Genomic DNA, 14,720 nt, shown 5'->3' with positions numbered 1-14,720 from the left:
GCACCGGCGCGAGGGGGGCGAAAGAACAGTGGGCGAACGGCTCCACGGGATGGACCCGTTGTTCGACGGGTTGGTGCCCGACCTGGTCGGCCTTGACCGGAACGGCGGCCGACGCACCCGCGCGGCCACCCCCGGCGCCATCCCCGTCATCGAACTCGTCGGCGGCCGGTGCAGCGGCAGGACCACCCTGCTCGCCACCCTGTCCACCGACTACACCCCCCTCGTCCCGCTGGCGCGCGCGGACCTCGCCGAGCCCGGGTTCGGGGACCCGCTCCTCGCCGATCTGCCGGATGACCGCCCCGACGGCTCCCATCTCACCGACCTGCTCTACCTGCTGTCGTACCGGCTCGGCCTGCGCGTCCGCAGGACCGTCCAGCCCCTGCGGTTCCCCCGGCTGTCCCTGGGCCTGCTGGTGGTGACGGCATGGCGCGCGGACGAGACGTCCACCGCCGCCACCGCGGTGCCGCCGCAGGACCTGCGCCGCGCGGAGCAGCGCCTCCGCGAGGTCATCAGCGGCAACGGCGACGGCGAGACGGAACGCCGGGTACGGCTCGCCGAGTGGATCGAGGCCCACGAACGGGACCTTAGCGACGGGACGTCCCGGCGCGGCCCGCTGAAAGGTGAGGGCCGGGCCGCACTCAGGACCTCGGCCCCCCGCCTGCTGCCGTCCCGGGCGAACCGCGGCGCACTGCGCTGGTGGGACGACCGCCTGCGGCACGAGCAGGGCGACGCCGTACAGAAACTCTTCGGATTCGTACGGGACTTCCGCCGCCCCGGCGGCAACCGCCTCCCCCTGGAGGCGAGCCTGATCGCCGCCTTCCTCGCGGACCTCACACACCACTACGGCCGCCTGCGCCGCAGGAACGAAGTCCCCCCGCCCCTGATCCTCCTCGACAACACCCACGCACCCATCGGCGCCCGCCTCCTCGGACCGCTGCGCCGCGAGGCCCTCGGCAAGGACGCGATGGGCCCGGTCGTGGTGGCCGCCCGGCTCGGTGACCCGACGGCCCACAGCGCACTGCGCGAGGTCGGCGACACATCGGACGCCTTCGGGCAACTGGCCGACGGCGTCCTGCGGTTGGGCCTGCCCACACTGGAGCGCGGGGACATCGACCGCGTCCTTGGCACCGCGGACCGGCCACCGTACCTGCCGCTGCTGATCGACCGGTTCGCAGGCGGCCGGCCGGGCAGCGCCCGGACCCTCGCCCGGGCGGCGGCAGCCGTGGCCCCCGACCACGCGCCCGACGCGCACCCGGCGGCTCCGCTGCTCGACGCCGTCCGGGCGGACGGCGGCGGTTCCACGGTGGACGGACTGCTGGCCGCGCTGCTGCCCGAGCCCGCCCAATGTGACCGGCTGGTGGAGCTGGCCCCGGCACTGGACATCGCCGCCGCGCGCCGGCTGTGGAGCGGACTGCACCCCGAGGACCCCCTGAAGGGGCGGATGGAGGAGGCGCTCGAACTGCTGGAGGGCATCTGCTGGGCGCCCGGGTCCTGGCCGGGCACCGCCGGTTCCGTGCCCCTCATCGCCGACCCGGCCCTGCGGATCCTGCTCCTCCACCGCCTGCGCACACGGACCGCGCCCGAAGAGTGGCGCGAGATCCATCAGTACCTGCGGAGCGGCTACCCACCGGACGGCGCGGCGGGGTCGGTCCCGGCCGCGTACCTGCACCACACCCTCGCCCTGGGGCTCACCGACGAGGTCGTCCGCTCCCTGCACCACTGGCTCGCCCACAGCACACCGGCCGTGTGGCTGGCGTCCCTCAACATCGTCTGCGCCGCGCCGCATCCGCCGGCGGCATTCGAGGCCGTACCCGTCGACGGACCGTGCGGCGGCTGCCGTCAGGACGCGTCGCCCGCGCGGGCCGAGGTCGTCCACCGCGCCGTGGCCCGGCTGCTGGAAGCCCTGTGGGAGCAGTCCGACCCGCTGAACGCGCCCTGCCCCGACCGTATCGACCAAGTGGAGTCCGCGTTGCGCACGTTGTACGACCACGAACCCACCGACGCCTACCGGCAGGCGTTCCGGCACTGGTCCGCGCGGCTGGGCGAGGGCGTCCAGGCCCCGCACCTGACCGTGCGGGAAGGGACCGGCCGATGACGTTCCGCAGGCCGGGCCGCCTGACCCGCCAGGCACTCTTCGTGGTGCTCCTCCTCGTCGTCTCCCTGGGCGCCTGCTACGGCTACCGCGCCTACCGGGACGACTCCTGCGGCGCCGGGGTGCACGAGGCGTCGCCCGGGCACGAGTGCGTCGGCGTCACCGACGGCAGCGTCAGCTTCGACCCCGCGCTGGACCAGGTGTCCGCCCGGATCAAGGCCGAGAACGACAGGGTGGCCCACTCCGGTGACCCGTACGCCACCATCGCGCTGATGATCCCGATGGACTTCGCGGAACAGACGAGCGCGGTCGACCGGAAGCACGCCCTGTGGGAGGTGCAGGGCGCCTACTTCGCCCAGTACCGCGCCAACCACCAGGAGAACCGCAGGGCACCCGCGATCCGCCTGATGCTAGCCAACCCCGGTGTGGGGGGCCTCCATTGGCGCCGCGTGGCCGATCAGCTCGCGGACATGGCGGCCTCGCCCGCGCACCGGCTGCGCGCCGTCTTCGGCTTCGACATCAGCATTCCCACCACCGAGCGGACCGTCGCCCACCTGACGAACGACCGGAAGATCCCCGTCGTCGGCGGCGCCCTCACCGCCGACGACATCGCCAACACCCCCCGGCACCCGCACGCCTACGAGGGGCTGGTGCGGGTCAACCCCAGCAACACCGACCAGGCCGCCGCGCTCGCCCACGCCGACCGGGGTGTCGAGGCGCGGCAGACGGTGCTGGTGGAGGACGCCCGGGACGACGACAACTACATCACCAGCCTCCGGAAGGTGTTCGAGGCACGGACCGCGGGAGCGCCCCTGGCCCCCGAGCAGTACCGGTCCCCGAAAGACATCGGCGCGGCGGGCACGACCTCGAACGACTTCCGGCAGATCGTCGCCAACATCTGCGAATCCCCCGCCAAGGAGATCTACTTCGCGGGACGGCCGGTCCAGCTGCGCCAGTTCCTCAACGAACTCGGCCGCCGCGGCTGCCACACCCACTCCTACACCGTGATCACGGGTCCGGCCGCCAACGCCCTGCCCCTGGACGACCAGCTGGAGTGGGACACCCTGCGCCACGGCGTCACCCTGGAGTTCACCGCGTCCTCGCACCCGGACGCCTGGACCGGCCCGCACGTCCCGTCGACCGGCGGCTCACCGGAGGCCTTCCGGACACTGGCCCGGCTGACGAACCCTCAACTGACCGGCCCTGTAGGCCCGGTGGACCTGACCGACTCCCGCGCCATCATCACCTACGACTCGGCCTGGACCGCCATCCAGGGCATCCGCGACGAGGCCGTCGAAGGCCACGCCGTCCCCTCCACCGACGCGGTCCGCGACGCCTGGCTGCATCTGCACGGCACCGGCCGCGTCGAGGGCGCCAGCGGCTGGATCTGCCTCGACAACCAGGGCAACCCCTACGACAAGGCGGTGGCCGTCGTCCGCCTCGACCCCGCGACCCGCACGGACCGCTTCGTCACCCTGTCCTGGCCGACGGGCCGGCCACCGACGGCGAACTGCACGGCACCGCGCACGCCGACGCCCTGACCCCGGTCCGGCGGAGGACATCGTCAACAGCCCTCCGCCGTCCGGGACATCTGCCTCTCGGCCTCACGCCGGGTGTTCGGCGCACAGGCAGCCGACTCCCTTGTCGATCCAGTCCCGTTCGGCCCAGTCCGGATGCCGCTCGATCATGACCGCCCTGACCTCCTCGACGATCGTCTCCTCGCTCATCGCCGAGTCGCGCCGCACCCAGGTCTCGTCCCGCAGCAGCCTCAGGTAGTCGCCGACGTCCGCGAGCAACTCCGGCCCGCCGACGGCACCGTGGCCCGGTACGACGACCCGCGCCCCCTCACCCGCGAGCCGCTCCATCACCGCGATCCAGCGCGTGCCGGAGACGTCGGTGTCGTACGGCGGGAACCACGGGAAGATCGCGAACTGCCCCGCCTCCACCAGGTCCCCGGTGAACAGCACGCCCGCGTCCGGCACCCGCACCACCTGGTCCCCCTTGCTGTGCGCCCGACCGGTGGCCCTCAACTGCACGACCCGGCCGCCGAGTTCGAGGTCGTAGGCATCGTCGTAGACAAGGTCGGGCTCCGGCAGGACCACCCCTTCGAGCTGTCGGGCGACCGGTTCGCCGAGCCCACGGAACATGTCGAGATAGCCCGAGCCCTTCACCTTCAGGTCCTCGGCCTGCGCGCGGTTCACGAGGAACGTCGCCTCGCCCGCGAACTCCTGCGCCCCGAAGGCGTGTTCAGGGTGGAAGTGGGTCATCGTGAGATAGATCCGGCGGCCCTTCGCGTACTCGGACGCGAACGCCAGGACCTTCTCCGCGTTCCGCGGCCCCAGACCCGTCTCCACGACGAGCACCGCGTCCCGGCCGCCGATGACCCCGATATTGGGCACCAGCTGCACTCTCCGGTCCGGTACGACCACCAAGTCACGGTCCAGTTCCCGGACTTCGGTGATGCGCACGACAGGGTCGTGCGACACGCGGTCGGCCATGATGACTCCTCAGCGGTACGGCGGTCTCGTCCGCCCACCACTCCACCGCCGCACCCCCGAGGGTGTCCAAGACCGATCCTGTACGGCCGATACCGGGTCGGTATCATCCCCGGTCATGGAGCTACGCACGCTGCGCTACTTCGTGGCGGTCGCCGAGGAACTCCACTTCGGCCGGGCCGCCGCACGGCTGCGGATGACCCAGCCGCCGCTGAGCCGGGCGATCAGACAGCTGGAGACCGACCTCGGCTGCGTCCTGCTGCTCCGCTCGCCGACCGGGGTGGCGCTCACCCCGGCCGGTGTCCTGCTGCACGAGGAGGCGTGCGCGCTGCTCGCGCAGGCCGACCGGACGCGCGAGCGCGTGGCCGAGCTGGCCGGACCGGTCACGCTGACCCTGGGCACCCTGGCCGACAGCGCGGAGTGGTTCGGGACCCGGCTCGCCGCCGCGTACCGGCAGCACCATCCCGCGGCCCGCGTCCTCATCCGCGAGTCCGACCTGACCGATCCGACCGCGGGACTGCGCGCCGGGCTCGTGGACGTGGCGCTGACCAGGGCACCCTTCGACGACACCGGTATCGCCACCCGCACCCTGCGCTCGGAACGCGTCGGCGTGGTCCTCCGCAAGGACGACCCCCTCGCGCACCGCGACAGCCTGCGCCTGGCCGACCTCGCCGGGCGCCGCTGGTTCCGCTTCCCGGACGGCACGGACCCGGTGTGGCACGCCTACTGGACGGGCTCGGCGGACGGCGGCCGACGCCGTGACGGGCCCGTCGTACGGACGGCCCGTGAGTGTCTCCAGTCGGTGCTGTGGAACGACTCGGTGGGGCTGATGCCGCTCGGGCACGATCTGCCGGACGGGCTGACGGTGGTGCCGTTGACCGACATGGCACCGAGCCGGTTCGTCATCGCCTGGCGCGCCGCCGACACCGGTCCGCTGATCCGGTCCTTCGTCCGGATCGCCGAGAGCGTCCACCGCGGCACCGGTCCATCGGCGTCGGCCTCCTGGAGTCCGCCGCGGGGCACAGCGGGGTGACCCGTTCCCGGTCTCCGGGATGTCCGGTGACCGGGACTCCCGCATTCACCGGAACGCGTGCACCACCCGGATCTGCCCGACGATGTGGGCGTTGAACTCGTCCAGCTCCCCGGCCGGGACCCACAGCTCCAGGATCGTCCGGCCGCCCGCCTGCTGGACGGGGTAGCGCGTCACGAACTCCGCGTCCACGTCCAAATCGGATTCGCTCTCTGCGGAGGGGCCATGCGACCGGATCGGTGGATTGGTTCGGGGGACCGGATCAAGGGTCCGGATCAGGGGATCGAACCGGACGGTATCGGCGGTGCGCGCCACCCGGCCACGGATTTTCGCCCTCCCCGGAACCAGCCCCTCGCGCCGACCGATCCCGTCTCACCACGGGTCGCTACCGCCCGAACGCCCGCGCGGGTGCTGGGATGGGGGCGGCAGAAAGGGACGGCTGTGGACGGCGACAAAGTTGACGGGTCAGAGGAGGGTCAGGCGGATCGGTTCGTGCTCGCGGAGCGGGCCGTCTCCGCCATCGGGTCGACGCTCGACGAACGCAGGACGGCGGCGGAGTGCGCGCAGTTCCTGGTCGACGGGCTGTGCGACGCGGCGGCCGTCGACCTGTTCGCGCAGGACGAGGCCCGCCCGGCCCCGCACGGCATGCTGCACCCGATGGCGGGCGAGGGCGACAAAGAGCTGCTCGACAGCCTCCGCACCGCGCCCCGCGAGGACGTCATGGTCCGCGCCCTGGACGCGGGCCACCCGATCACCACGTCGTTCACCACGAGCGACCACGGTGTCATCGCCGCCCTCTCCGTCCCGCTGACCGCCTGGGGCAAGGCCTACGGCGCCCTCCTGGCGATCCGCGCCGGCCGCGCCTTCACCGACGCCGAGGCCGCCGCCGTGCACTACGCGGCCCGCCTCACCGCCGCCCATCTGCACCACGCCGTCGAACACCACCGGCTGCGCACCACCGCCCTCAACCTCCAGCAGGTCCTGCTCACCGAACCCAGCCGCCCGCACCCCAACGTCGACATGGCCACCCGCTACCTCCCCGCGGGCACCGGAACCCTCGTCGGCGGCGACTGGTTCGAGGCCGTACGGCTGCACTACGGCCGCACCCTCCTCGTCATCGGCGACGTCATGGGCCACGGTCTCGACGCCGCCGTCGACATGAACGCGTACCGCTCGATGCTGCGCTACGTCGCCTCCACCGACCTCCCGCCCCACCGCATCCTGCGCCAGATGGACACCGCCATGTCCGAGGAGCACAACCGCCGCCCCGCGACCTGCCTCCTCGCCCTCCTCGACCCGGATCGCGGCACGGCGGCCTTCGCCAGCGCAGGCCATCTCCCGCCCGCCGTCTTCCACCGCGACGGCACCGGCGAACTCATCCCCGTCCCCGTCGGACCGCCCCTCGGCACGGGCCTCGCCGACTTCGAGATGACCACGCTCACCCTCACCCCCGAGGACACCCTCGTCATGTTCACCGACGGCCTGGTCGAGCGCCGGGGCGAGGACATCGACGTCTCCCTCGCCCGGCTGGCCCGGCTCCGCCTGCACCCCGGCCAGGGCGTCTCCCGCCTCCTCGACGACATCGTGCTGCGCCTCCACGTCCAGGAGGCGGAGGACGACGTGGCGGCCATCGCCGCCCGCCTCCGGCCGAGAAGTCCGGCTTAGCGCCCGGTACGGGCCGCTTCCCGCCGATCCACCCGATCTTTCCGTACGTGCATCCGTCTCCTCGTACGGCCGTGCGCGCGGGGGCGGTTCGCGGTGGCCGGCGGACTTCGCACACGGGAAACGATTCCGGCGCCGGAACGGCCGGGTCCGCCGGCTCACGCAGGAGCCACCCGTCCCTCAAGGTTTGGCAACACCCGGGCAACGCCCCGGTGTTGCCGGTCACGGCTTGGCCAACCCCTTTCCGCACGTTGGCCGCAAATTCACCGCACGCCCCTGACAGCCCCTACCGAATTGGGCGGAGAGTGATCCGAGGTCTGGTCCGCGAGATCCCTCGAAGCTCTTCAAGAAGGGGCAATCATGGCCGAGTTGACACGTCGCAGACTCCTGGGTTCCGCCGCGGGCGCGGTGGGCGGCGCCGCGGCACTCTCCCTCCTCCCGCCGAGCGTCCAGAAAGCCGTCGCCGCCGAACCGCCGAAGAACGGCTCGCTGCGCGACATCGAACACGTCGTCATGCTGATGCAGGAGAACCGGTCGTTCGACCACTACTTCGGCACCCTGTCCGGCGTTCGCGGCTTCGCCGACCCGCACGCCCGCAGGCTCGACACCGGGCGCAGCGTCTTCTACCAGCCGGACGCGGTGAACCCGAAGGGCTACCTCCTCCCGTTCCACCTCGACACCCACACCTCCAGCGCGCAGGCCATCCCGTCCACCAGCCACGCCTGGTCGGTGCAGCACCAGGCCTGGAACAACGGCAAGATGGACCAGTGGCTGCCGGCCCACCGTGCGGCCGACGGCGTCAACGGCCCCTACGTGATGGGCTATTACACGCGCGAGGACATCCCGTTCCAGTTCGCGCTCGCCGAGACCTTCACGATCTGCGACAACTACTTCTGCTCGGTGTTCGGGCCCACCTGGCCCAACCGGCTGATGTGGATGACCGGTTCGATCGACCCCGGCGGCACGCAGGGCGGCCCGATCATCAGCAACGTCGCGCCGACGCCCTACCGCTGGACGACGTACGCGGAGCGCCTCCAGAACGCCGGCGTCAGCTGGAAGGTGTACCAGGAGGAGGACGACTACGGCACCAACATGCTGGAGCAGTTCGCCTCGTTCAAGAACGCGCAGCCCGGCTCCGACCTGTACGAGCGGGGCGTACGCCCGCAGCCGCACGGGACGTTCGAGGACGACGCGCGCAACGACCGGCTGCCGACGGTGTCGTGGATCTGCCCCACGAGCTACCAGTCCGAGCACCCCGACTACCTCCCGGCAGCCGGAGCCGACTACGTCGCGTCGAAGATCGAGGCCATCGCGTCCAATCCGAAGGTGTGGCGCAAGACCGCGTTCATCCTCAACTACGACGAGAACGACGGCCTGTTCGACCATGTCGTGCCGCCGACGCCGCGCGCGGGCACGAAGGACGAGTTCATCCAGGGTCTCCCGATCGGCGGCGGCTTCCGCGTCCCCGCGATCATCATCTCGCCCTGGACCGTGGGTGGTTGGGTCGCATCGGAGGCCTTCGACCACACGTCGGCACTGCAGTTCCTGGAGCGCTTCACCGGCGTCGAGGAACCGAACGTCACCGACTGGCGCCGCGAGACCTTCGGCGACTTCACCTCCGCGTTCCGCTTCCGCGACGCCCGCCCGCGCTCGCCCCGGCTCCCCGACGACACGGCGGAACAGCTGGAGAAGGCGAAGGAGGAAGTGGCGACCCTCCCGAAGCCCACCCTCCCGGGCGCGGACCAGAAGTTCCCGCACCAGGAACGGGGCCGCCGCCCGCACGTCTGATCCGAGGGCTGTGGTGGGCGGCCCCGGCCGGGTGCATCCGGCCGGGGCCGCCTCAGCCCGAGAGAGCCCCGCGCGCCGCGGCCACCGTCCGCTCGGCATAGCCCCGCCCGAACAGCACCACATGCACGAGCAGCGGAAACAGCTGGTGCAGCCCGATGCGGTCGGCCCAGCCGGGGGCGAGCGGGGCGGCCTCCTGGTAGCCGTCGAGCACGTCGGACAGGTGCGGGCAGCCGAAGAGGCGCAGCATCGCGAGGTCGGTCTCCCGGTGGCCGCCGTGTGCGGCCGGGTCGATCAGCCGGACGTGGCCGTCCGCGCCCCAGAGCACGTTGCCGTCCCACAGGTCGCCGTGGAGTCGCGCGGGCGGCTCGGCGGGACCGGCCAGTCGGGGCAGCCGTTCGCAGACCGCCTCCACCGCGGACGCCTCGGCGGGCCGCAGGGTGCCCGCGTCGACCGCGCGCCGCAGGTAGGGCGCCACCCGTTGCCCGGCATACCAGGTGGGCCAGTCGTCGGCGGGCACGTTGCGCATCGGCGCGAGCCCGATGTACGCGTCGGAGGGGCCGCCGGGCGGGGGCGCCCCGAACGCGGGTGCGCCCGAGGCGTGCAGCGCGGCCAGGTCACGGCCGAATCGGACGGCCGCCCGCGCACTCGGCGGCCCGGTCCGGACGAGGTTGGTGACCAGCCAGCGATCGTCCGCCCCGCGCACGGCGGGGACGCGCACCGCCCCGGCGTCCGCCAGCCAGCGCAGCCCGGCCGCCTCCGCGGCCACCGCGCCCGGCGCGACATCGCCCTTCACCACCACCGACTCCCCACCGTCGAGGGCGACTTCGGTGACCGACCCGGACAACGGACGCTCACCGCTCACCGCACCCCCGGTGAGCCGGGCAGCCGCGCCACCCGCGCTCTCGCCGTCGATCACGATGCCGGCGCGGGAGCGGACTTCGGGCGTACGTGAGCGCACGGTGCGGCGCGGAGCCCGGACTCGTGCAGCACCCGGTCGACGGTCTCCTCCGGCGCGCTCGCCGCCGGGACCACCGTCTCGACACCGCCGGGCAGCAGGTCCAACGGCGTGCACCACTCGCGGAGTTGGTCCTCGGTGACCTCGTCGGCGATGGGCTTCGTGGCGTGCCGGGCCAGGGTCTCCTCGAACGGTACGTCGAGGTAGGAGCAGTGCGTGCGGCCCGGGTGGTCGGCGAGGAGACCGGCCGGCATCCCGCCGTAGTGACGGAAGCAGGGGATGCCTTCCAGCACGGTATGGAAGCCGTGCGCCAGGGCGTGCCGGACGGTCAGCCGGGTCGGGGAGGGAGGCGAGGTCACCGAAGTACCCTATCCGCGATGTGGCACTGAGTGACCGGATGACCGCAAAGTGGCCCCTGAGGTGCATCCGTTCTGTCTGTATCGTATGAAAATGATGCGATAGTGGCGATTGGTGGCAGGGCCATGACGGACGCGGAGATCGACTACGCGGCGGTGTTCCAGGTGCTGCCCGGCATGGTGGCCCTGCTCACCCCCGGCCTGGTGTACGCGGACGCCAACGAGGAATTCCTCCGCATGTCCGGCCGCACCCGCGAACAGGTCGTCGGCCGCTACCTCTTCGACGTCTTCCCCGACAACCCGAACGACCCGGCCGCCACCGGCATGCGCAACCTGGAGACCTCGCTGCGCCGCGTCCTGTCCACCGGGGAACGCGACGTCATGGCCCTGCAACGCTACGACGTCGAGTCGGCGGCCCGTCCCGGGGAGTGGGAGCAGCGCTACTGGAGCCCGGTCAACGTCCCCGTCGTCGGCCCGGACGGCAAGGTCGTCCTCCTCGTCCACCGGGTCGAGGAGGTCACCGAACTGATCCGGGCCCGCGCCGGATCCGGCGGCGGACGCACCCGCGTGCTGGAGGCCGAGCTGTACACCCGCGCCCGCGAACTGCAGGAGGTCAACGACCGGCTGCGCAGCGCACACGCCCGCGAACGCGAGGTCGCCCTCGCCCTCCAGGACGCGATGCTCCCCACCCGCCGCCAGCGGGCCCGCCACCGGATCGCCGTCCGCTACCGGCCGGCCGTCGGCTCCCTGAACGTCTGCGGCGACTGGTACGACGTCGTCGACCTGGTCGGCGGCAACCGCATCGGCGTCTCCGTCGGCGACGTCGTCGGCCACGGCCTGGCCGCCGCCGGAGTCATGGGCCAGCTGCGCAGCGCGCTGAGCGCCACCTCCCGCGTCGCGGACGGCCCGGCCGAGGCCCTCGACGTCCTCGGCCGCTACGCCAACGTGGTCGACGGCGCCGAGTCCGCCACCGCCGTCACCACCTTCGTCGACTTCGACCGCCTCACCATCACCTACAGCAGCGCCGGCCACCCACCGCCCGCCCTGGTGCACCCCGAGGGCCGCGTCGAATTCCTGGACCGGGCCACCGACCCACCGCTCGACGCCCGACCCGACCCGATGCCCCGCCCCCAGGCCCACACCGCGTTCTCCCGCGGCTCCACCCTGGTCCTCTACACCGACGGCCTCGTCGAACGCCGCCACGAGGACATCGACACCGGGCTCGCCCGCCTCGCCGACTCCCTCCTCCGCCACCTCGACACCGACCCCGAGATCCTCGCCGACGCCGTACTCCTCGAACTCCTCCCGCACGGAGGCGCCACCGACGACACGGCCCTGATCATCGTGCGGCTCTGAGCCGCGCAACGACGGAGCGGGTCATACGACGATGGAGGTGATCGCCGCCCACAACAGCGGCGCGTGCTCGACACGGCCCTCCGCACGCCAGCGGTCCAGCTGCGCGCGCTGCCAGCCGCCGAGGCTCAGCACCGGGTCCTCGTGCTCGTGCGCGGTGTCGACGGCGATCACCGCCTCCGTCAACGGGCGCACGGAATCGGGCAGTTGAGCCAGCCGGTGGAAGGCGAAGCTGGTCGGCAGGGCCCAGCGGGTGGCGGTGACCAGTTCGGCGCCGTTGTGCAGCATCGCGGTGGCCAGGCCGAACGACTCGGCGAACCGCAGATCGCCGCCGCTCTCGCAGCCGATGAGGGCGACCCGGGACGGCGCGGGCCAGATCCGCGCCCCCGGCTCACCGTCCGCGCGCAGCGGGAGCGAGCCCAGCAGGAGGTCCTTGGCGGAGAGCGGGCGGTGGGTACGGAGAGGTTCGGCGAGCCCGGTGGAGTCCGCGTCGCAGCACAGATGCAGGGTGCCGTCCTCGCTCTGGCCGCCCTCGACCGGCGCACCGCTGACATGGCCGACGTACAGCAGCCTGCGCGCACCCCCGCGCAGCACGTCGCCCAGCCAGTCCCGGTCCAGATCGGTGCGGCGGAAGGCCTCGGCCGGGGTGGCGACGGACGGGACGACGGGCCCCGCGTCGAGACGGGTCCGGACCATCGACGACAGCGCCGGGTCGGAGCCGGGCGGCCCCAGGACCGAGCCGAGCGCGGAGTCGGCGCGGAAGCCGGGGACCCGGGGGTCGAGGACGAGGACGACCGGGCCCGCGTCGGCGCCCGGGGGCCGAGGGGCCGCCGGAGTCCGTGGCCGCAGGGACGCCGGTGCGGTGGTCACCACATCCGCGAGATCGATGAGCCGTACGTCCGTGTCGGCATCGACGGCGAGCAGTTCCCAGGGGATCTGCGCGACCCGGGGCGAGGGCTGGATCCGTACCAGGGGACGGCCCGCCCGCTCCGCCACCTGGCGTATCTGGTCGGTCAGTTGCTCCGGCCACAGCGCCTCGGCCAGCGCCCGCGCGAGTCGGCGCTCCCTTCCGCGATCGGTCAGCGCTCCCGTGCCGAAGGCCCGCCGCATGCCCTCGGCGCCGTCGCCCGCCCCCGGCAGCGCGTCCGCCAACTCCCGTACCGCCTGGTCGACTTCGGCGCCCGGACCGTGACCGGTGCCGAAACCCCTGGCCCCGCCCGCCCACGTCCAGGTCATGAACAGATCGCCTGCGTCGACCAGCCGGACCTGGACCACCGGGCGGCTCGTCATGTCGTCGGTGATCCAGAACGGCACCTCCTCCTCGTGCACGATCCGCCGGCGGTACCGGAACTCGGCCGCCGCGATGTACTCCTGGAGCGCCACACGGCCCGGGCCCGACGGCGCCGGCATCCGCACCTTCGTCGGCGGCGCGACCCGCAGCCCAGCCGAGGCGGCGGCCTCCGCCGCGACACCGCCGAGCGCCGTCGCGCTCTCGTGCCCGGGGTGCCCGTACGCCTTCATGGCCGCGCTCGGGAAGACCGACGCCGGGTCGTCGGACGGCCGGGCGGGCGCCGTGTGGTGCAGCGCCAACGAGGCGCCCGCGCAACGGTGTTCGGCCAGTTCGAAGAGCAGGCCCTGATCCTGGCGGCGGACCGCCAGGCGGAACACCAGCCGCATCGCCTCGTCCGTGAGGTGGAGCCACTGGCTGCGCGCGTGGGCGGTCGTGAAGTCGTAGCGCGCCGCCTCCAGGGTCAGGGCGGCGGGCAGGGCGAGGGAGAGTGCGGTGTCGACGGACCTCCGTTCGTGGTCGCCGTGGTCGGCCCGCCCGAGACTGTCCTCAAGGGCGCGTGCGAGCATGAGGTCGACCTGCGCGCACCGCTCGTACACCTCCCGCTCCTGGTACACGTCACGGGCGCCCTGGGCCAGCCGCTTCATCTCGTCGATGTCGCCCCGGTCGTACGCGTGCTGGGCGCCCAGCAGCATCGTGTCGGCCGCGGCGATCGAGGCACCGAGCCGCTCGAACCGGGCCAGGCTCGCCGCCAGCAGGTCCTCCGCGCCCAGCGCGTCACCGCGCCGCCCGGCGAGGAAGGCGCGGGCCTGTTCGCACACCGCCAGATCGCCGAACCACCGCTGCCGTTCGAAGAACGCGGACGCCTCCGCGAACAACCGCTCCGCCAGGCCGAGTTCACCCCGGTGCAGCGCAGCGTACGCCCGGTGCGCGAGCAGGGTCCGCTCGCCGCCGGTGTCGCCGACCGCCCGGAAGTGGTCCTCCGCGCGGGCGAAGTAGTCCTCGGCCGCGTCGAACCGCGCGGTGGAGGAGCAGATCAGTCCCAGGGCCACCAACAGCCTCGGGACGGTCTCCGCGGCGGTCGTCGGCGTGGTCGACAGCAGCGCCGACGCCTGGTCCTCGGCGGCGCCCCACTCACCGCGGTCCATCAGCAAGTGCACGCGGTTCAGGCCGAGTTCGGAGGTCCGCAGTCCGTCGGGATCGTCGAACCCGGGCAGTCCGAGCGCCGCTTCGTCGAGACAGGCCAGCGCCTCGTCCAGCCGTCCGGTCCTGCGCAGGAGGTCGGCCCCGGCGATCAGCGCGCGCAGCAGCATCTCCCGCCACAGCTGACGGCCGCGCGGGCCCATCGGAGCCGAAGCGACGCCGTCGAGCAGGGCACGGGAACGCCGGTTGGCGTCCTCCGCGCCCACCAGGTCCGACGTGGTGAGGCGGACACTGGTGATGTCCGACAGGAGGTGCGCCCGCAGGAACCGGACGTCGGGGGAGTCGTCGAACGACTCGGCGAGAGCGAGCAGTTCGTCGAGGACGGCGAGCGCGGCGGTGAGGTCGGCGGCCAGCTGGAGCCGCCCGGCGCGGGCGAAGCCGCTGTCGAAGGGCTCTCCGTAGAGATGCGTCACCCCGGCGGCCGTGGTGGGATCCGCCGCCTCGTCCGCCGTGCGGTCAGCGCCGTCGCCCACCGCGCTGTTTCTCTCGTCCGGCATC

The 14,720-nt window shown here is 72.9% G+C and carries 11 protein-coding genes; 6 read left to right on the top strand and 5 right to left on the bottom strand.

Going from position 1 to position 14,720, the window contains the following annotated elements:
- Positions 1 to 28 precede the first annotated feature (28 nt).
- Both ACIPTO_RS18985 and ACIPTO_RS18980 read left to right on the top strand, forming a co-directional pair.
- Positions 29 to 2,095, top strand: coding sequence for a hypothetical protein (locus ACIPTO_RS18985; protein ID WP_401193463.1), 2,067 nt, complete (start codon positions 29 to 31; stop codon positions 2,093 to 2,095).
- Positions 2,092 to 3,633, top strand: coding sequence for a hypothetical protein (locus ACIPTO_RS18980; protein ID WP_401193461.1), 1,542 nt, complete (start codon positions 2,092 to 2,094; stop codon positions 3,631 to 3,633). Before ACIPTO_RS18985 ends, ACIPTO_RS18980 begins: the two co-directional genes overlap by 4 nt.
- A gap of 63 nt (positions 3,634 to 3,696) precedes the next feature.
- Here ACIPTO_RS18980 and ACIPTO_RS18975 read toward each other — a convergent pair whose 3' ends face one another.
- Positions 3,697 to 4,590, bottom strand: coding sequence for an MBL fold metallo-hydrolase (locus ACIPTO_RS18975; protein ID WP_401193459.1), 894 nt, complete (start codon positions 4,588 to 4,590; stop codon positions 3,697 to 3,699).
- A 115-nt stretch (positions 4,591 to 4,705) separates the two neighbouring features.
- Here ACIPTO_RS18975 and ACIPTO_RS18970 point away from each other — a divergent pair, with 115 nt between their 5' ends.
- Complete coding sequence (locus ACIPTO_RS18970) at positions 4,706 to 5,620, top strand: LysR family transcriptional regulator (protein ID WP_401193457.1); 915 nt, start codon at positions 4,706 to 4,708, stop codon at positions 5,618 to 5,620.
- Between the two features lie 45 nt (positions 5,621 to 5,665).
- Here the strand turns inward: ACIPTO_RS18970 and ACIPTO_RS18965 are convergent, their stop codons facing one another.
- Positions 5,666 to 5,809, bottom strand: coding sequence for a hypothetical protein (locus ACIPTO_RS18965; RefSeq protein WP_401193674.1), 144 nt, complete (start codon positions 5,807 to 5,809; stop codon positions 5,666 to 5,668).
- 300 nt (positions 5,810 to 6,109) lie between these two features.
- On the opposite strand from ACIPTO_RS18965, the gene ACIPTO_RS18960 reads away from it, so the two are divergent.
- The gene (locus ACIPTO_RS18960; protein ID WP_401193454.1) at positions 6,110 to 7,282 is read left to right on the top strand and encodes a PP2C family protein-serine/threonine phosphatase; all 1,173 of its coding nucleotides are present in this window, start codon (positions 6,110 to 6,112) and stop codon (positions 7,280 to 7,282) included.
- A gap of 357 nt (positions 7,283 to 7,639) precedes the next feature.
- A complete protein-coding gene (locus ACIPTO_RS18955; RefSeq protein ID WP_366317303.1) occupies positions 7,640 to 9,067 on the top strand; it encodes an alkaline phosphatase family protein in 1,428 nt (475 codons plus the stop codon).
- A gap of 52 nt (positions 9,068 to 9,119) precedes the next feature.
- Here the strand turns inward: ACIPTO_RS18955 and ACIPTO_RS18950 are convergent, their stop codons facing one another.
- Both ACIPTO_RS18950 and ACIPTO_RS18945 read right to left on the bottom strand, forming a co-directional pair.
- On the bottom strand, positions 9,120 to 9,983 hold the full coding sequence (locus ACIPTO_RS18950; protein WP_401193669.1) for a fructosamine kinase family protein: 864 nt from the start codon (positions 9,981 to 9,983) through the stop codon (positions 9,120 to 9,122).
- Complete coding sequence (locus ACIPTO_RS18945; protein ID WP_401193451.1) at positions 9,980 to 10,381, bottom strand: hypothetical protein; 402 nt, start codon at positions 10,379 to 10,381, stop codon at positions 9,980 to 9,982. The genes ACIPTO_RS18950 and ACIPTO_RS18945 overlap by 4 nt, the downstream gene beginning before the upstream one ends.
- A 123-nt stretch (positions 10,382 to 10,504) precedes the next feature.
- Between ACIPTO_RS18945 and ACIPTO_RS18940 the strand changes: the two genes are divergently transcribed.
- Positions 10,505 to 11,734 carry a PP2C family protein-serine/threonine phosphatase gene (locus tag ACIPTO_RS18940; protein WP_401193449.1) on the top strand — a complete coding sequence of 410 codons (1,230 nt, stop codon included), beginning with the start codon at positions 10,505 to 10,507 and terminating at the stop codon, positions 11,732 to 11,734.
- A gap of 21 nt (positions 11,735 to 11,755) precedes the next feature.
- Here ACIPTO_RS18940 and ACIPTO_RS18935 read toward each other — a convergent pair whose 3' ends face one another.
- Positions 11,756 to 14,719, bottom strand: a complete 2,964-nt coding sequence (locus tag ACIPTO_RS18935; RefSeq protein WP_401193446.1) for a hypothetical protein — start codon at positions 14,717 to 14,719, stop codon at positions 11,756 to 11,758.
- Between the last annotated feature and the right edge of the window lies 1 nt (position 14,720).

This window comes from Streptomyces sp. NPDC090083 (assembly GCF_044747445.1).
In the GTDB taxonomy this organism is placed as follows: domain Bacteria; phylum Actinomycetota; class Actinomycetes; order Streptomycetales; family Streptomycetaceae; genus Streptomyces.
This window is presented reverse-complemented; position numbering and strand designations above follow the sequence as displayed.

Bases quoted from the DNA above. Each gene is read 5' to 3' on its own strand.
- ACIPTO_RS18970 (WP_401193457.1), top strand. From the start codon at position 4,706: ATGGAGCTACGCACGCTGCGCTACTTCGTGGCGGTCGCCGAGGAACTC.
- ACIPTO_RS18940 (WP_401193449.1), top strand. From the start codon at position 10,505: ATGACGGACGCGGAGATCGACTACGCGGCGGTGTTCCAGGTGCTGCCC.
- ACIPTO_RS18980 (WP_401193461.1), top strand. From the start codon at position 2,092: ATGACGTTCCGCAGGCCGGGCCGCCTGACCCGCCAGGCACTCTTCGTG.
- ACIPTO_RS18955 (WP_366317303.1), top strand. From the start codon at position 7,640: ATGGCCGAGTTGACACGTCGCAGACTCCTGGGTTCCGCCGCGGGCGCG.
- ACIPTO_RS18975 (WP_401193459.1), bottom strand. From the start codon at position 4,590: ATGGCCGACCGCGTGTCGCACGACCCTGTCGTGCGCATCACCGAAGTC.
- ACIPTO_RS18935 (WP_401193446.1), bottom strand. From the start codon at position 14,719: ATGCCGGACGAGAGAAACAGCGCGGTGGGCGACGGCGCTGACCGCACG.